We start from the raw sequence: 19,090 nt of genomic DNA, 5'->3' as shown, positions 1-19,090 counted from the left end.
ATTATGGCTATTGTAACCTTAAAAGGAAATAAATTAAATACTATAGGAAGTTTACCAGCAGTAGGTACTTCTGCTCCAAGTTTTTCACTTACAAAGAATGATTTATCAAGTGCAGATTTAGCGCAATACAAAGGAAAGAAAGTTGTATTAAATATTTTCCCAAGTGTAGATACGGGTACATGCGCACAATCTGTACGTCAGTTTAATACAGAAGCATCAGAATTAAAGAACACAGTGGTTTTATGTGTGTCTAAAGATTTGCCTTTCGCACAAGCTCGTTTTTGTGGCGCAGAAGGTTTAACTAACGTAGAAATGTTGTCTGATTTTAAAGATGCAAACTTTGGTACTACCTATGGGGTATCTTTTGCAGACGGCCCATTAGCACCATTACTTTCTAGATCTGTAGTTGTTTTAGATGAAGAAGGAAAAGTAATCTATACAGAGCAAGTTGCAGAAACAACAGAAGAGCCAAATTATAAAGCTGCCCTTGAAGCCCTTGTAAATGCCTAAAAAAGAGTCTTTTTTAGTAAATAGAATAAAAAGCGTCGGCTTCGCATTGCGTGGAGCCGTACTTTTAATTCGTACCGAAGCAAGTATAAAAATTCAGGTTTTTATAGCTATTGTAATGACCAGTGCTGGTTTCTATTTTGGGATTACTAAAACCGAATGGATTTTGCAAATATTTGCCATTGCTTTAGTCCTTGGCGTGGAAGGAATGAACACTGCTGTTGAAAAAATATCAGATTATATACAACCAGAATTTGATGAAAAAATTGGTTTTATAAAAGATATCGCTGCTGGAGCGGTAATGCTTGTATCTATTGCTTCATCCATTATCGGCTTAATTATATACCTCCCTAAGTTTTTTTAGAACGGTTATATCTTTCGCATACAAGGTAAATTTGTATTTTAGCCCTCTAGAATAAAAGATTTAATGGCAAAAAAGTCAAAAAGCTCAAAATCAACACCTCCTAAGAAAAAGGTGTCTTTAAAATTATCAAAACAAAATAAAATTATACTAGGAAGCTTAATCATGCTTTTTAGTGTAGCACTTTTTTTTGCTTTTATATCGTTCTTTTTCACCTGGCAAGACGATCAAAGTTTGCTCTCAGAATTTTCTAACCGCAATCAAGAAGCAAAAAACTTACTCAATAAATTTGGAGCAGCCATAAGTCATTTCTTCGTCTATAAAGGCTTTGGAATTGCCGCGCTAATTTTCACCTTTCTTTTCTTTGTGAGCGGACTACGTTTATTTTTAAGCTTAAAAGATACGGGGCTCCTAAGAAAATGGATTTGGGGATTGGTATTCGTTATATGGATCTCATTAACCTTAGGTTTCTTTGCAGAAAAAAGGCCACTTTTAGGCGGATTAGTAGGTTACGAGATGAATGACTTTTTGCAAGATTATGTAGGGAAACTAGGCGTAATTCTATTGCTGCTATTTGGTCTTATCGTCATCTTAGTACGCTTATTTAAATTGACTCCTGATCATATCTCTGACTATTACAAACAGAAGAAAAGTTCTATTTCTAAAGAATTTAAGGATGATGATGTTGCGGCAGAAACGTATTCTGAAGAAGAAGTAGAAGCACTTATTAAAAAAGAAGAAAAGCAAAAGATTGTAGAGACCTATACCCATAAAAAGGATATTCCAGTAATGGAAACCAATACTGTGGATAAAGATTTTGAAGTGACTATTCCTGTAGAAGAAGAAGTTATTGAGGAAGAGCTTCCTATGCAGGTGGAAAAAATAGTAGAAGAAAAAGAAGAAACCGATAATTTAGCCAGTAAATTGGTGGAAGATTACGGAGAATTTGATCCTACCTTAGAGTTGGGTAATTATAAATTCCCAACTATAGATTTATTAGATCAACACGGGGTAACCGGAGGTATTACTATCAATCAAGAGGAATTAGAAGAAAATAAAAACAAGATTGTAGAGACCCTAAAAAACTATAAAATAGGAATTGCGCAAATTAAAGCTACTATTGGTCCTACGGTAACCTTATATGAGATTGTTCCAGAAGCAGGAGTACGTATCTCTAAAATAAAAAACTTAGAAGATGATATTGCTTTATCGCTTGCCGCTTTAGGGATTCGTATTATAGCCCCTATTCCAGGGAAAGGAACTATAGGTATTGAGGTGCCCAACAAGAATGCCACTATTGTGTCTATGCGTTCTGTAATTACTTCAAGTAAATTCCAAAAAGCAGAAATGCAATTGCCTATTGCTTTTGGTAAAACCATTAGTAATGAGACTTTCGTTGTAGATTTGGCAAAAATGCCTCACTTACTTATGGCAGGAGCTACTGGTCAAGGGAAGTCTGTTGGATTAAATGCAGTACTAACTTCTTTACTCTATAAGAAGCATCCCGCAGAAGTGAAATTTGTCTTAATTGACCCGAAAAAGGTGGAATTAACCCTTTTTAATAAGATAGAACGTCACTTTTTAGCAAAACTACCCAATTCTGAAGATGCTATTATTACGGACAATACCAAGGTTATTCATACCCTGAACTCTCTTTGTATCGAAATGGATAATCGGTATGAGTTATTAAAAATGGCATTGGTACGTAATATTAAAGAATACAATGTTAAGTTTAAAGCGCGTAAATTAAATCCGAATGACGGACACATGTTCTTACCCTACATTGTTTTAGTGATTGATGAGTTTGCCGATCTTATTATGACGGCTGGTAAAGAAGTAGAAACACCTATAGCCCGTTTAGCACAACTTGCGCGTGCTATTGGTATTCACTTAATTATTGCAACTCAACGTCCTTCTGTAAACGTAATTACGGGGATTATAAAAGCCAACTTCCCTGCACGTATTGCTTTTAGGGTAACGTCTAAGATAGATTCTCGTACTATTTTAGATGCACAAGGAGCAGATCAGCTTATTGGTCGTGGTGATATGTTGTATACCCAAGGAAATGACGTGACACGAATTCAGTGTGCTTTTGTTGATACTCCAGAAGTTGCTAAGATTGTAGAATTCATAGGCTCTCAGCGCGCATATCCAGACGCACATTTACTTCCGGAATATGAAGGAGAAGAATCTGGCACAAGTCTTGATAATAATATCACGGATAGAGATGCTTTGTTTCGTGATGCAGCAGAAGTTATTGTAATTGCGCAGCAAGGATCAGCCTCTCTAATCCAAAGAAAATTGAAATTAGGTTATAATAGAGCAGGTCGTATTATCGACCAATTAGAAGCCGCAGGAATTGTAGGCCCATTTGAAGGCAGTAAAGCCAGACAGGTTTATGTTACAGATATGGCAGCTCTTGAAGTAATTTTTAACAACGAAAAAAAATAAAATTTGATTATGAAAAAGATTATTGTTTTAGTAGCACTTTTGTCCTCTGCCCTTTCCATGGCGCAAAACTCAGCAAAAGCAAAAACTTTGCTAGATGACGTTTACAACAAGGTAAAAAGTTATGACAATATTTACGTAGATTTTAAGTATGCTTTAAATAATAAGGAAGCAAATATAAATCAGGAAACACGTGGTGATGTTACCATGCAAGGCGATAAATATTTATTTAATTATTTAGGATCCAAACAATTGTTTGACGGTGCAAAAGTATACACTATTGTACCTGAAAATGAAGAGGTAACCATTGAAGACAAGTCTGCAGAAGAAAATACCATCACGCCATCAAAAATGCTAACGTTTTATAAAACAGGGCATAATTATGAAATGGATATTTTACAAAATATTCAAGGTAGAAAAATTCAATTCGTTAAATTAACTCCTATAGATACTAATTCTGAGATTAAAACAATCTTATTAGGTATCGATGCCGAAACAAAACACATCTATAAACTAATAGAAACAGGTAAAAACGGGACTAAAACGACAATCACTGTTAATTCTTTTAAAACAAACCAGCCTTTATCAAATAGCTTATTTACTTTTGATGAAGCTAAGTACAAAAAAGAAGGTTACTACATCATAAGAAACTAAGCATTGAGAATATTAGACCGTTATTTATTAAGTAGATTCTTATACAATTTCTTCAGCTCGTTTGCAATACTGATGCTCATCTTCGTATTTCAAACGATCTGGCTGTTTATAGACGATTTGGCCGGTAGAGGCTTGGATATTATGATTATCCTTAAGTTTCTCTTCTATATCATGCCTAATCTTATGGAGAAGGTACTTCCTTTAACGGTGCTATTGGCCTCTATTCTAACCTTTGGTTCCATCGCGGAAAACTACGAATTTGCTGCCATGAAAGCCTCTGGTATTTCCTTGCAACGGTCTATGCGTCCTTTAATTATTTTTGTTTGTATATTGGGTGTCGTGGTGTTTTATTTTGCCAATAGCGTTATTCCTGCTTCAGAACAAAAAATATACAACCTTAGAAAAAATATTGGACAAGTTAAACCGTCTACCGCTATTGTTGAAGGTGCTTTTAGTGATTTAGAAGGGACCAATATGAATATGAAGGTAGATCGTAAATACGGTGATAATGAGCGTTTTTTAGAAAATGTTATCATCCATAGAAAATCTGACAACGGTATAAATAACACCGTAATTAAAGCAAAAACAGGAGAATTAGTAAGTAGTGAAGGATCTGATATTTTAAAACTGGTTTTAAGAGATGGTCATTATTATGAAGATATTGTAAAAAAGAAAACTTCAGAGAATCGGAAATACCCTTTTGCTAAATCTAGTTTTGAAGTGTACACCATCAATCAAGATATCTCTACATTAGATGTTAATTTAGAAGAAGATAGAGCGGTGACTACCGACAAGATGAAAAATGTAATGCGGTTGATAAAAGATGCCGATTCTATAAAAAAGAACAACCTTACCATTGTAGAAACCTTTTCAAAAAGTATCCACAACAGAGCGGGAGCTTTTGCTGTTTTGTCAAAAAAAGATAGTTTAGATAAGGCTAATTTTAAGCCTTTACCTAAAGATTCATTGCTATTACAAAAAGTAATGTTTGATACTTTAAATATTGTCAATCTATATCCTGAATACCAAAAGAGTCAAATCTTAAACGCTGCAAAAAATACGACGACCAATATCATAGCTTCGATAAGCAGTAAGAAAGACGAATTGGATAAACGCTACAAAATTTACAACATGCATATTGTATCCTTACACAAAAAATTTGCCTTAGGCTTATCGTGTATTGTACTTTTTTTTGTGGGAGCACCCTTAGGAGCTATTATCCGTAAAGGTGGACTTGGAGTACCAATGGTTGTTGCTATTCTTTTATTCTTAACCTATTATTTCATCGGTGTATTTTCAGAAAATTATGCTAAAGATGGAAATATGAATCCGATTATTGGCGCTTGGACCTCCACATTAATTATGTTACCCTTGGGTATATTTTTAACGAAAAGAGCCACTGAAGACAAAGGATTAATAAGTTTTGGAGTGGTAATAGATCTATTTAAAAATGGCTTTAAAAAATTAATGCCTAGTAGAAAATAAAAAAGTATGGAAAATATAACGCGTCTAGATACTATAGAAGAAGCTATTATCGATATTAAAAACGGTAAAGTTATTATCGTTGTTGATGATGAAAATAGAGAGAATGAAGGAGATTTTTTAGCAGCTGCAGAATTGGCTACTCCCGAAGTAATCAATTTTATGGCTACACAAGGCCGCGGACTTATATGTGCCCCTTTGACCGAAAGCAGGTGTAAAGAATTAGGTTTACACATGATGGTATCGAACAACACAGACCATATGGAGACTGCCTTTACTGTTTCTGTAGATTTACGTGGGAAAGGAGTTACTACAGGAATATCTGCCGGAGATAGAGCCAAAACAGTCTTAGCCTTAACCGATCCTGAAACTAAAGCTTTTGATTTAGCACGACCTGGTCATATTTTTCCTTTAGTCGCCAAAGAAGGCGGAGTTTTACGTAGAACAGGACATACTGAAGCAGCTATAGATTTTGCGCGATTGGCAGGCTTACAACCCGCTGGTGTTATTGTAGAGATCATGAACGAAGATGGCTCTATGGCGCGCCTGCCACAATTAATTGAAGTTGCTAAGAAACACGATTTAAAAATTGTTTCTATAGAATCTTTAATTGCCTATCGTATGGAACATGATAGTTTGATTGAGAAAAAAGAAGACTTTAACATTACCACGCGTTTTGGAGATTTTAGATTACGCGCCTACCAACAAACGACAAACGATCAAGTACATATTGCTTTAACCAAAGGCACTTGGAAAAAAGAGGAAAAAATTCTTACGAGAATTAATTCTACTTTAGTAAATAATGATATTCTTGGTACCCTAACCAACAATCCTGATAAAAAACTTGAGGATATGTTTAATGCTATTAATGCGGAAGGCAAAGGTGCCTTTTTGTTCATCAATCAAGACAGTCAGTCTTTAAATCTTTTAAATAGATTATCAGATCTAAAAGCACTACAAGCCAAAGGAGAAATGAAAGCTCCTAAGATTGAGATGGATGCCAAAGATTTTGGTGTTGGCGCACAGATTTTACACGACCTTAATATTTCTAAAGTAAAATTATTAACCAATACCATACAATCTAAACGTGTAGGTATTATTGGTTACGGATTAGAAATTGTAGATTACGTTTCGTACTAACTTAGCACTACTTTAATAGCATTAACCATAGCTTTTGCTCTGGCATGTACTTGCGCTTCCGTCCAGCTTAATTTTATTAGGCAAGAGATGGTGCGCGATATTACTTGGTCAGAAGCTGAGAAGTCTTTTTCTTCAGAAGTAAATACGGCCTTTTCTATCGTTTCTGAAAACTGATTTAAAGATTTCAATTCTTTTAAATGTTCCCATTTTGTATGGTAATGCCAGTTGTTATCATACCAATAAAAAGAAGCATCTACTCCGTGCTGTCCTAAAGAAGTATGTGCCGTTTTTGCTAGTTGTTCTGTAGGGAGAAAGAAACTAATAAAAGAATAATTCTGAACCCCACCTTCTGGTATTTTTCGAAAGGTAATTTCAGGAATTGTTTTTAATGCGTCCTCTAAAATTGTATAGTATTTTTTTTGAGTGGCTAAAAACTCATCCAAACGCTGAATTTGAGCTACACCAACCGCTGCATGTAATTCTGATATTCTATAATTATAGCCCAAAAAAGGATGCCCTTCTGCTCCCCTATCTTTTCCAATATGATCATGCCCGTGATCTGAATAATGATCGGCATGGGTATAATACTCTTTATTGTTTGTAATTAGTCCGCCGCCTTCACCACAGGTAATTGTTTTTACATAATCAAACGAGAAACATCCTATATCTCCAATACTCCCTAGCGGTTTATTATCATAAGAACCACCAATAGCTTGGCAGGCGTCTTCTACCAACACCAAATCATGTTTTGCACATAATTTTAGCAACGGATTTAAATCTACCATAGAACCGCACATATGCACGGGCATGATTGCCTTTGTCTGTTCCGTAATTGCATTTTCTACCGCTTTAGCATTTAAGCCTAAGGTTTCATCAATATCTACTAAAACAGGAATAGCACCAACTGCTAAAATGGCTTCAAAAGTAGCCACAAAGGTAAATGTAGGTATGATCACTTCATCTCCAGCACCAATTCCCGCACTGACCAATGCTACGCTTAAGGCAGCAGTACCACTGCTCACCAATTGCGCATATTGCGTCTGCATGCGTTCTGCTAAAAGCTTTTCTAATTTAACTGCTTTCCAATCGTTACGGGCTCCGTCAAAACCGTAACGCATGAGTACTCCTGAATCTAAAACATCATTGACTTCTTTCCGTTCCGCATCTCCGAACAATTCAAATCCAGGCATATTTTTTTAATTATAAAGTTAACATGAAATCCGGTTGCAAATTAAACGGATTTAGCGCGTTATTCAAACCTTAAAGACAACTAATTAATCTCAATAATACAATCGGTTAGCGGCTTTCGTACTTTTTCTAAGCTGGCAAACAAATCATCTGCTGCCCTATACCCTACTGGCAGTACTAAGACCGAAGTTAAATCCATATCCTTTATCCCTAAAAGTTCATCATATTTACTCGGAACAAAACCTTCCATAGGGCAAGAATCTATCTGCTCCATGGCACAAACTGTTAGCAAATTCCCCAAAGCCAAATACGCTTGTTTGGTCGCCCAGGATTTTACTTCTTCAGGCGCCATTTTAGAAAAGGTAGTAATTAAAGAATCGCGAAACGGATTTAGAATTTCATCACTCGTATTTCTGACTTCTTTAATTAAGTTGAAATAATTTCTGATGTAGGCTTCAGATATATTGGTTTCAACACATAGCACCAAGAGGTGCGATGCTTGTGCTACTTGTTGTTGGTTATAGGAATGTGCAACCAAGTTCTGCTGAAGCGCTTTGTTATAGACTACAATTAGTTTTATGGGCTGTAATCCATACGAAGTTGCCGTGAGATTAAAGGCCTCCTTTAAGAGGCTTATTTTAGCCTCACTTAAAAGCTTAAAAGTATCAAATTTTTTAACGGCATAACGCCATTGTAAAGAGTCTATACTCGAATTCATTAAATCATATTAAATATAAGCAGTGTAAATACTACAATACCTTGCCGTAAAATTACTTTTTTAAAACGATACCTATTCGTAATTCGCTAAAAAATAGACTGCTAAAGTAGAATTACAATTTTAAAGGAAAAAAATGTGAAAATATTTTCAAAAGCAGGGTAAATATTTAAAAAAGGTTTATATATTTGCACCCGCATTCAGGGAATACCTGATGAGGCACTCAGGAGAATTGGCAGAGTGGTCGAATGCGGCAGTCTTGAAAACTGTTGAGGGTCACACCTCCGGGGGTTCGAATCCCTCATTCTCCGCTTAGAGCAAAGCTCAATACCGAAAGGTATTGGGCTTTTTTATTTTAAGAAATGTCAAAAACATTGTTTTTGTAAATTAATTAAAATAAAAAAGACCATAAATTGCATTAGCAATTTGAGCTTTATTCTCAGGTGTGGAGATCAAGGGATGCACGAAGTGAATCCCGAAACTTGAAAATTACTCAGAAATTGCGTTAGCAATTTGAGCTTTATTGTCAGGTGCGGAAAACAAGGGATGCACGAAGTGAATCCCGATACTTGAAAATTACTCATAAATTGCGCTAGCAATTTGAGCTTTATTGTCAGGAGCGAAGACCCAGGGATGCACGAAGTGAATCCGGGTACTTGAAAAAACAAACTAAAAAAGCCCATAAATTGCGCTAGCAATTTGAGCTTTATTCTCAGGTGTGAAAAACAAGGGATGCACGAAGTGAATCCCGGAACTTTAAAAAACGAAATAAAAAAGCTCAGAAAAAGACAATGTTTACTTCTCTTTTTGTGCTTGCCAAAAGATTTATTTCTAAACCTTTTAATAATATCGAATTACTAAGTAATGTTTAACTTAATACGTTTAGTTATATCATCAAAAATTTCCCTATCAGCAATTGAGAAAAGAAGCATCTCAGTATAATAAAGCATTTTAGCCTGTTCACCTTCCCAAAGCTCAGCACTAATGGCTCTTATTAGTTTGTTAAGTTCCAAATATGCTTCTTTTTCCGGTATAAATAAAGTTTTATCTCGTCGTTTTACATATTGACGCTCATCCATATCTTCTAAGCTCTCTGGACAATAGTTTTCTAAATGTTTTAGGCGAATTAAAACATTCATATCAAAAGCCATCATTTTGGAGTTTCTTCCATTAGGGATAGGAAAAAAATGGCTCCCTGTATTTTCTGAAAGAATAATCCAGTTTAAGGCATAGGCTACTCTAGAATCATAAATAATGTACTTTTCAGGAAACATAAATGCGCCAACTTTAGAGGTACTTGCAATTCTCTTAAAACTGGGTGACTCTGAGTTTAGAAAATTATCAATTACAGTTAATGTGTCTGTATCTTTTGCTCCTAAAATTCCTCCCCAATCTTTTATAATCCATAGACATAGCTTATAAAACAACTCTTTATCTGACTCAAAATATACATTCAACTTTACATGTAACTTTTGCTTTAATAGTATTTCTTTTTCATAAAAACTCAAGCCATTAAGAACTAAAATATCTTTTGATGTAATTACATTTAAGGCTATTAATTTTTCAATTTTAGGATTCCAGGTATAAAGTTCGGGTAACTGATTTTTATATTGCTTTAAATAATTTACAATTTTATTAATTTCAAATGTATTATCCATATATTAAATTTATTACCAAAACATAATGAATCATGTTAAATGCTAAAACTTGTTCTAGCCATTAAAGAAAACTCTCCAGAATCACTAATTGAATCTGTGATAAAATCATTATTTAATTGAAAAATCTCCTTTAAACTGTCTACTGTATAACTTTCATTTAACCCATCATTAATTAAATCAACTATATCTTGAGTTACTCTATTTAAGTCTCCTTTTAAAGGGCCAATGCTTTTTAAGCTATTAAATGATGATAATCTATCATCTAATAACCCTTTACGTTTTAAACCATAATATTTAATTGACATCTTACCTCTTATGTCTTTAGCTATTATTGTATCTTCTTGAAATTCTAAATGATTTGAAGGATTTTCATTTGGACATATTAAAATTGGTTTTTCAGATCTAATAAGGTGATTTTTCAAATGTGGTATAGCTCTGTCACAATCTTCAAAAAGAGGAAAATTTTCTTTTTTATACTCTCTATTACATACTTCACATGAGAAAAACAAATTGTTCCAATCATATGCTAACCAATAATAACCTGGTTTTTTATAACCTGAAACACCTGGTATTTTATATCTTCCTTTAGGTCTAAAATGCTCTACATCTCCTGGACTGTTAGTTGTGAATTTACTTTCACAATAACAACATTTATTATATTGTTCTAATTTTAATTGATCTTTTACGGTAACATGACCGTAAATTACATTTTTAAAAGCTTTTTTAACACTACCTATTTCGGTATTTGTATAAGGTTTAGAATCACACACAAAATCAAGCATATCCTTCACTTTCTCTTCTAAACCTTCCTTAACAAGGCGACCTGGAATTACATCTGTTTTATTTACTTTTATCATGAATTATCGACTTTACTAAATATTTCCGACAATTTTTTCATTCGCTCATTCAATTTCACTTCATATGAAGTTCTTCCTACCCCCAGATCTTCGATTGTTATTTCAATATCCCTAAGCTCCTCTATTTCACTATCTCTTAATTCCCTTCCTAAAGACCTTAATTGATCTCTTCTAGTTATAGCATATTCTATATCTGATGCTCTAGTTGTTTGAAGCTCATAAATTTCACTAGTTAAAATCTGATCGATTTTCCAAGTATGCATATTATCTAATTTTCGTACTTCAGTTTTGTTCTCTATTTTTTTGAATAAAATTAAATCAGAAGCAACTACTGATTGAGGAATAAAAGGACTGTGTGTACCTATCATAATATGGCTGTTATCATCTTCTTTAGCCATTTGTTTAATAATGTTTATGTATTCTCTTTGCCATTTAGGGTTAAGATGCGTATCTGGTTCATCAAGTAAATACAAACTATTTTTTGTACCTGTAATAATCATCAACCCTAATGTTGCTATCATTTGCTGCTCTCCCTCACTTAAATTAGAAAATGATATAATATCTTCTCCTCGTTTTACATCAAGAACAATTTCTTGTAATAAATCCGATAGATACAAACTCTCCAAGTGACGGAATGTTTCAGCCATATCATTGTCATACTCTTCAGTAACTTCTTCAATAAATTTTTCTGCATTTACTAAAAAAGTAATTGCTTCTTTTTTTGAGCTTTTAATGTTCATAGCATTTACCTGCTCAATTGGAAGTATTAATGATCTTTTAGAAATACGATATAAAAAAGAAGCACTATCTAATGCAGAACCTGCTGCTCCCCAAAATTTTTCGACACCATCATCATATGAAATTTTGGAATTAAATTCTGGGCTTTTTAAAGTCAACGAGAACTGCTGAAATCCATCAATTTTGAGGTATTCTTTTAGCAAAACATCAATCGCACTATTTTTATTTTTAAACGCAAATAGAGTTAATAACAATAGTTGTGAGTATTGATGTTTTGCAAAAAACAAGTTTCTAAAAATCTCCTCTGGAATTATCACTTTATCTTTTTCAGGAATTATAATTCCTTCCTGATAAGCTTTAAGTTCCTGATCATCTTTTTTATCCTGTGCATTTTTAACATCTATAATAGCTTGTTCTGCATCCGCAATATGTTTATCAAATAATCCTTCAAACCTTCCGTTTCTTCCAGAATAATACCCTATCACATGAGAAGGAAATAGTTGTTCTTTTTTTGATGAAAATTGTGAAAACGGCATGCTAGAAGTACGTATTACATCTCTAATTTTCAAATCATTACCCTCTAGTACTATTCTAACTTTATTACTATTAATAGTATAATCTAAACTAAAATCGGTATAAACCTCACTCATAGATTGAAGTTCATTTTTAAAAAACTCTTTAAATGTAGCTGGACTATCAGCTAAATCCAAACATTTAAAAACAATAGTTAGGAACTCAAAAAAATTAGATTTTCCAGTTCCATTCTTACCAAGTAATACACTTATGTAATAAGAGTTAGAAAAATCTATTTTGAATTCTTTTAGATTTTTATATTTATGAATATATAATTTATTTATTCTCATTTGCTCACCACCTTAACCAATATTTTGTTTTCAACATCATATTTAATCATACCTGATTCAAGTTCCTTATCAAATTGAGTTAAAAACAAATGTTGGGTCAAACCAGAAAGTTTATACAATTCTTTTTCGGATAAACCTTTTGAATAATTTAACAAAACTGAATAAAGAGGAAATTCAGGATTTGGTTTTATTATTTTCTTTTTTGAAATCTTAATATTACTTTTCTTCGTTGATTTTTTTCTTGGTTTCTTTTTTTCCTCCGCTTTCAACTTCAGTATCTCCTCCAACAACTCCTTAGCATCACCATCTGTATCTAACTGCTCTACCAACTCACCTTCAAAGGCTTTGGCTAATATGGCTTGTGGTAAACTGTCTATTTTTGTTTTTAGGCTTTGGTATTGAGCTTCTATAGTATCTGCTTTAGCAAATAAATGTTCTACACGTTTTACGATTTCGGTTTGTTCTTCTTTCGAAGGTATTGGAATAACAATTTTTCCAATTTGCCCCAAGAAAAGATTTGCCTGAGCAGTTGATTTTTGAAGTGTTAAAATTTGATTTTGTACAACTCTTGATCTTAGCGAAAGCTCTACAAATTTGGAAATCTCTTTATTTGATTGCAACTTCACTAAAGCAGCACTTCGTACCATAACGAATTCCAAATCTTTAGGTACTGTTGAAACCCTACCAACTGAACCTGAGCAAGAGATTAGAACATCTTTAAATTCTGGATTACATCTCTTTTTAATTCTTAAATATTCGTCTTCAGGAACATAATCAACTTTTTCTAAAGAGATAAAACCATCTCGAACATTTCTAGCTGACAATAAATAATACCCACTTTCTGTCCTTCTAGGTGTTGCATGTTCTCCATCAGTCAATAAATCTGCAATATTTTTTAAATTAGCTAATTTCCAACCTTTTGGCATTTTAACATTTGATTCGTAATTATAAAATTCGAAATCTGTTTCATCTAATTTTTTTGGCTTTCTATCACCATTAATCTTTGCGCTTTCAATTCTTTTTATATAATACTCCTTTCTGTTTTTAATAATTATTTTCAAATAAGAATCCAACTCCTTCCCAACACGCCATGCCTCAGTAAGTTTACCAGTTACCGCTTGGGTTAACACCGCTTGTCTAAAGTTTTTAAGGATTTGTGGTATGCTTTTTAAACGGGTTTTAAGAGTATCTAAATGCCCAAATAAATCGTCTAGTTTGGCAACAATGCGCTGTTGTTCTGCTAGTGGTGGAAGTGGAAAATCTATATTCCATAAAACTTTCGGATCTACGTGAGGAATCCCTGTCCCTCTTGTATTTGTATTTAAATAATCAAATTTTGATTGAAGAAATCTATATAAAAAATCAGAGTCAATATTTATTGGCTTTACAATAGCTATTGTAGAACCAACTGCTCCTTTTTTCCCTTTACTTACCCAACCACTTCTTGCTCCATCCCAAACAATACCAATTTCAGATTCAATTATTAAATTAGAAGATTCGACATCTGCATATCTTCTAATTTCATTCTTTTCAAAAGCCTTAATATCTAGATAAGGCACAGAACCTTCAAATTCAACTTCATTTAGAATTTTCGGTTTCTTTCCCTTTTTAGAAAGTACAACTTCATCTAGTTTAGTTTCAACCCAATTCTTTGGTGACTTATTTTCCATCTAGTTTAATGCTTTAATTATGGCATTCAACTCCTTGGTAATGCTGGTTAATTCTGTTAAGGCTTCTTTGGCAATGTCTATAGGTTCGCCAATGTCTTCGGCTTTGGTAATGCTATCGTCTGCAATTAAACCTAAATCTAAAGAATCGTTCTTTTTGGCAATAAAATCTCTGGAAATACAACTAAAGCGTTCATCTTTAATTTTGGTTCGGTCTTCTGCTGTGTAGGCTTTTTCGAAGTCTTCAAAATAGCTTTCGGTAAATGGCGTACGTTTCCCAAAGTTGGGCATGTTGGTACGCATATCGTAAAACCATACGTCCTTAGTATTGGCTTTATCTATGGTACCACGCTCAAAAAACAACACGTTTGTTTTTACACCTGCTGCGTAAAAAATACCTGTTGGTAAACGTAGAATAGTGTGTAAATTACATTTTTCCATCAGATCTTTACGCACGTTTTGTCCGTCGCCATCTTCAAATAATACATTATCTGGTAATACTACGGCTGCTCTTGCACCTCCTCTTGTGTGTAAACTACGGTAAATACCCTGTAAGAAATTTAATTGCTTGTTACTTGTTGGGTACACTAAATCGGTTCTGGTTGGTCGGTCGCCTCCTTTTTTTGTTCCAAATGGGGGGTTTGCTAAAACGAGGTCTTTATTTTTTATGCTTTCGCCATAGCTGCTTAACGAATCTTGTAAAGCTATGTTACCACCCATACCATGTAGAAATGAATTCATCATGGCTAAACGGTGTGTATCGCCCACCAACTCGCAACCAGAATATTGCTCATTTAGCAAGTGATGGTTTTGTGCATCATCAAGAGTATAAATATCATTATGATTTCTAATATAATGGTGTGCAGCAATCATAAAGCCATACGTACCACAGGCAGGATCGTTAAGGCGCTCGCCTACTTTAGGATCCATTAAACGTACCATCACATTAATTAATGGTCTTGGTGTAAAGTATTGTCCTGCTCCCGATTTTTTCTCGCTCGCATTTTTTTCTAGTAAACCCTCGTACATTTCGCCTAGACCTTCGTCTTTGGCTTCAAACCAATCGAGTTCATCTATGTGCTTTATAATTTTACGCAGGTTGGCAGGTTCTTGTATACTGGTTTGTGCGTTGTTGTATATTTTCTGAATGTTACCTGTTGTTTTGGTTCCTAAATGCAATAACAACTCTTTGTAAAATGTAGATAGTTCTATCCCTTCTTTATGTTTTAGGTCTTCCCAACGGTAGCCTTGTGGCAACTTATCGTTATAATCGGTTTCTTCTGCCATTTTAAGGAACAGAATAAAGGTTAACTCGTTTAGATATTGGTGATATGTAATACCATCGTCACGTAATACGTTACAAAGGTTCCAGAGTTTGTTTACTATTTCTTGTGTGGATAATGCCATTTATATTCTTGTTGTTAAAAGTGTTTCTATCATTTTTTTTGCGTGCTCCTTAATTTCATTCTCTTGCCAATGCTTTTCTTGCATCATAATTTGTTGTTTTATGCTTTCTATACTACCTCTTTTAGCATAATGCTCCTTTTTGGCGGTTGGCATGTAGTTGCTTAATTTAGAGTTTTTATTTCTACTTATTAAGCATAAGTTTCCAAAATTATCTAATGTATTGATATCTAATACATCTTGTCCTTCCATTGGGTTTTGTGGATAGTAATGCTCTACAGAAGTACGGAAAGAAAAACTAAAATCGGAAAATTGTTTATTGTCTTTTTCTTGATCTTGTTTCCAAAGTAAATAATCTAAACGATTGAATATAAAATTTTCTACGCTTGTACCTTCGTTAAGTTTAAATGTATCTAAGTCATCTTTATTAGTACTAGGATAAGCGTCATTTTTATAAATAATATTAAAGTAATCTTTTTCTTCTTTAGCTAGAAAACGATCATATAAATATGTATCACTTAAGTCTTCTAAATAATGGATGTAATCTTCTCCATCAATTTCTTCTTTACTATCATCCAGCAAATAATTTAATGCAGCATTTAACCAATGTTTATAAATTAATGTAGGTGCAGACACATGAAACATTGACAATAACATTAAAATTGATTTATTATTAATGTCTAAACTGTTTTTGTATTGATGAGACGCTTTTTTATTATAATACTCTACTTTTAAATATTTTAGACTCCATTTATCATCTTTTAAATTACGTTTAATAATATATTTATCGTAATAGTGCTTGCCCTTTAATAATAAAAAGACAAAATCTTCAACAAATGCTTTTTTCTTGTTTTTATCCTCTTCATTTAAGAAAAAATCAAAAGTTTCAATTAGTCTTTTATCGTCTAATGGAACATCTTTCTCATTCTCTAAAAGCGATTCATAATTAGAATTATTATTAACTAATATTCTTAAAATATGTAATAAGAAATTTGAAAAGTTAATTACAGAATTAAAGCGTTCTGGAGAATCATCGTCCTCTTCCTTTATTATTTCTATTTGTTGTTTATCCTTTAATAAAGCCTCAATAGTTAATGCAGTATTATCTACCTCAACTTTAGAATTAAAACTATTGATAACATCTTCAAAAACTTCTGCTTCAAAATGATTCCAATCTTTTCCAAAAAGAGCAGTGCGCACCTCTGTATTAAAACCATGCTGTACATATTTCTCCATATTAGCACAAGTTTCCCAAATGGTATTAAAAACGTGGCTTGCCTTTTTTTCTTTGCTAAATACCTTTAGCATTTTAGCTTTTAACACTTCATGCTTTTCTAGCTGCTCTCCACGATTATTCATTATCTCGAAGTAATGATTTAAATCTGTATCCACAGGCACAGGAACTCTTAGAATAATAACATTTGCCTTTAAATAATTAACAAACTGTTCTAAATGATTAGCCTTTTTAATTTTATTTAATTCATTTTTAGCAATGGTATATGCATCTGTAATTCTAACATTTAACTTTTTTTCAGACTTATTTACATCTTCTTTTTTAGTCTTATTATAAATATGCTCTAAAGTATAGGAAGACATTGGTCTACTATCAAAATGAAGATTTGTTTTATAGTTATTAATATGAATATCAAATTCATTTTTTAAAACTGAAAACAAAATATTTAGCGTTGTTAAACGTTGTTGACCATCAATCGTTTCATAAACAATTCCTTCTTCCGTTTTACGCTCAAAAACTACTAAACTACCAATATAATACTGTTGTGTTGTTGCTGTATCGTTTTTAGCATAATCGTAAACATCCTGGATCAGTTGTTTTATTTGCGCTTCTTTCCACGCATAATTGCGTTGATAAATTGGAATTGCATAGGTGTTGTTTGAAAACACTTCCTCTATGTTTAATTCTACTAATTTATTTTTCATTGCTATAGTTTAAAGATTTAAACATGTCTAATACATCTTTAGTTTTCTTCGATTTTATAGCATCGATACTTTCTAAATACATTTGATATACTTCATTTGGTTGTGTTGCCTCTCTAATAATAGAAAACACACTATTCCATTCTCTAGCATGATTATCTACAGAAGCTAATTGTACTGCTTGCAATTTTAAACGTAAACTATAAGCCCAAATAAATAGTTTAGTAATTACTCTATCCAGATCTTTATTACCGAACTTATCTGTATAATATAGTAGTCCGCAATCAAAAAGTGTTCTTACATACTGATCACCAGATCTGTTACGCCCTTCATAAGAGGCTAAGGTTTTTAAAACCTTAAAAGATATACTGTCTTTTGATTTAATTGATAGAAATTGAAGCTTACCGAGAAAAAAATCTTCATCATATATCCATTTTTTTTCTTCTTTATCAAAGTATTTTGCGCTATGAGTTTGTTTTATTCGGTGTATTTTATCTTGATAAAAGCTTATCATTTCGAAAAAACGCTGTCCATTAAGAACTACTTGATCTATTTGAAAAGGATATGGTTTTATATTATTATCGACCTTCCGATGTAGATGTTGATTAAACTCATCTGTAAAAACATTATTTATTTTTAAAGGATAGGTGTATGGAAAATCTTGTGTTTTATCTAAACTAACCCCTTTAAATATATTAGCATTGGTCTTATTTAGATAGCGTCCATTTTTACGTTTAGACCATCTACGAATCCTAAATAAATATTGTGAAAAGACATCGTGCAGTTCATCGTCATTTTTGCTTTCCCATTCTTCGATACATTGCTGTCTTTCTTTTTCTGAAAAACTAGACATTTCACGTAAGTGAAAAGCTTTTAATAAATCGTGAGGATCTAAATCTTTACCTCTTGCATTTTGAGAATCGAAAAACTGAAAGGCTTCAGAAATACTAGACAAGGTTATGCATACCAATTCACATTTTGTAAAAAAGAAACGAACTTCATCTTCAGTAAAACTTTTTATCTCTCTTTCAATTTCTTTAAAGTTGATAATAATATTTGCTTTTGATATATCGTTATCCATAGATTCTGAAAGTAGTTTCAACGTACTATCTCCTCCATATTTTTTAGCAAAATATTGTGTTGACTCATTACTATGTAAAGCATATGCAATTAAAGTCAGAGTAACTATACGTTGTTGTCCATCTACAATATTTAAATCCTTCTTATCTTTATGCATAACAGCAGTACCAATTCTGTAAGCTGATTTTTTTTGATGTAAAACAATATCTTCCAATAATTGTTTTACATTTTTTGGTTGCCATTTATAAGGTCTTTGGTATTCTGGTATTTTTAAATCTTGATTATATAAAATTTCTTTTACAGTCTTGACTTTTGGTTTCAATGTATGTTTTAAAACCTCAATTTGTTCTATATTTTCAATTATAGCCTCTGCCATTAAATAATTTTAAATTG

15 protein-coding genes and 1 tRNA gene are annotated in these 19,090 nt (G+C 32.9%); 7 read left to right on the top strand and 9 right to left on the bottom strand.

Translation table 11 applies throughout. The annotated features are described in order from the left end of the window. Positions 1-3: 3 nt before the first annotated feature. The 6 genes from tpx (at position 4) to ribB (ending at position 6,592) form a co-directional block, all read left to right on the top strand. Entirely contained in the window at positions 4-510 is a 507-nt protein-coding gene (gene tpx / locus GQR94_RS18585; protein ID WP_158978041.1) for a thiol peroxidase, read from the top strand. Continuing rightward, positions 503-871 carry a diacylglycerol kinase gene (locus GQR94_RS18580; protein WP_158978039.1) on the top strand — a complete coding sequence of 123 codons (369 nt, stop codon included), beginning with the start codon at positions 503-505 and terminating at the stop codon, positions 869-871. Before tpx ends, GQR94_RS18580 begins: the two co-directional genes overlap by 8 nt. A gap of 63 nt (positions 872-934) precedes the next feature. Continuing rightward, a complete protein-coding gene (locus GQR94_RS18575) occupies positions 935-3,319 on the top strand; it encodes a DNA translocase FtsK (RefSeq protein ID WP_158978037.1) in 2,385 nt (794 codons plus the stop codon). Between the two features lie 9 nt (positions 3,320-3,328). After that, the gene (locus tag GQR94_RS18570; RefSeq protein WP_158978035.1) at positions 3,329-3,970 is read left to right on the top strand and encodes an outer membrane lipoprotein carrier protein LolA; all 642 of its coding nucleotides are present in this window, start codon (positions 3,329-3,331) and stop codon (positions 3,968-3,970) included. Between the two features lie 3 nt (positions 3,971-3,973). Beyond that, positions 3,974-5,455 carry an LptF/LptG family permease gene (locus GQR94_RS18565; RefSeq protein WP_158978033.1) on the top strand — a complete coding sequence of 494 codons (1,482 nt, stop codon included), beginning with the start codon at positions 3,974-3,976 and terminating at the stop codon, positions 5,453-5,455. A gap of 6 nt (positions 5,456-5,461) precedes the next feature. After that, on the top strand, positions 5,462-6,592 hold the full coding sequence (ribB, locus tag GQR94_RS18560; RefSeq protein WP_158978031.1) for a 3,4-dihydroxy-2-butanone-4-phosphate synthase: 1,131 nt from the start codon (positions 5,462-5,464) through the stop codon (positions 6,590-6,592). Here the strand turns inward: ribB and GQR94_RS18555 are convergent. Continuing rightward, positions 6,589-7,782 carry a DegT/DnrJ/EryC1/StrS aminotransferase family protein gene (locus GQR94_RS18555; protein WP_158978029.1) on the bottom strand — a complete coding sequence of 398 codons (1,194 nt, stop codon included), beginning with the start codon at positions 7,780-7,782 and terminating at the stop codon, positions 6,589-6,591. The genes ribB and GQR94_RS18555 overlap by 4 nt on opposite strands. An 80-nt stretch (positions 7,783-7,862) precedes the next feature. Beyond that, positions 7,863-8,498 carry an NAD(P)H-dependent oxidoreductase gene (locus GQR94_RS18550; RefSeq protein WP_158978027.1) on the bottom strand — a complete coding sequence of 212 codons (636 nt, stop codon included), beginning with the start codon at positions 8,496-8,498 and terminating at the stop codon, positions 7,863-7,865. Positions 8,499-8,721: 223 nt separating this feature from the next. Here GQR94_RS18550 and GQR94_RS18545 point away from each other — a divergent pair. Further along, a tRNA-Ser gene (locus GQR94_RS18545) sits at positions 8,722-8,806 on the top strand. Positions 8,807-9,352: 546 nt separating this feature from the next. Here GQR94_RS18545 and GQR94_RS18540 read toward each other — a convergent pair. The 7 genes from GQR94_RS18540 to GQR94_RS18510 are packed head-to-tail and all read right to left on the bottom strand — an operon-like array spanning position 9,353 to position 19,073. Continuing rightward, the gene (locus GQR94_RS18540; RefSeq protein ID WP_158978025.1) at positions 9,353-10,153 is read right to left on the bottom strand and encodes a hypothetical protein; all 801 of its coding nucleotides are present in this window, start codon (positions 10,151-10,153) and stop codon (positions 9,353-9,355) included. Between the two features lie 35 nt (positions 10,154-10,188). Beyond that, positions 10,189-11,010: a hypothetical protein gene (locus GQR94_RS18535; protein WP_158978023.1), complete on the bottom strand. Its 822-nt coding sequence runs from the start codon at positions 11,008-11,010 to the stop codon at positions 10,189-10,191. Then, a complete protein-coding gene (locus tag GQR94_RS18530; protein ID WP_158978021.1) occupies positions 11,007-12,611 on the bottom strand; it encodes an AAA family ATPase in 1,605 nt (534 codons plus the stop codon). Before GQR94_RS18530 ends, GQR94_RS18535 begins: the two co-directional genes overlap by 4 nt. Further along, a complete protein-coding gene (locus GQR94_RS18525; protein WP_158978019.1) occupies positions 12,608-14,281 on the bottom strand; it encodes a restriction endonuclease subunit S in 1,674 nt (557 codons plus the stop codon). The genes GQR94_RS18530 and GQR94_RS18525 overlap by 4 nt, the downstream gene beginning before the upstream one ends. Then, on the bottom strand, positions 14,282-15,685 hold the full coding sequence (locus tag GQR94_RS18520; protein WP_158978017.1) for an N-6 DNA methylase: 1,404 nt from the start codon (positions 15,683-15,685) through the stop codon (positions 14,282-14,284). Continuing rightward, entirely contained in the window at positions 15,686-17,620 is a 1,935-nt protein-coding gene (locus GQR94_RS18515; protein ID WP_158978015.1) for a DUF262 domain-containing protein, read from the bottom strand. Then, positions 17,610-19,073, bottom strand: coding sequence for a DUF262 domain-containing protein (locus GQR94_RS18510; protein WP_158978013.1), 1,464 nt, complete (start codon positions 19,071-19,073; stop codon positions 17,610-17,612). Before GQR94_RS18510 ends, GQR94_RS18515 begins: the two co-directional genes overlap by 11 nt. Positions 19,074-19,090: the final 17 nt, after the last annotated feature.

This window comes from Cellulophaga sp. L1A9, from assembly GCF_009797025.1.
GTDB lineage: Bacteria > Bacteroidota > Bacteroidia > Flavobacteriales > Flavobacteriaceae > Cellulophaga.
Note: the sequence above shows the minus strand (reverse complement) of the source record. Positions and strands in the feature narration are given on the sequence as shown.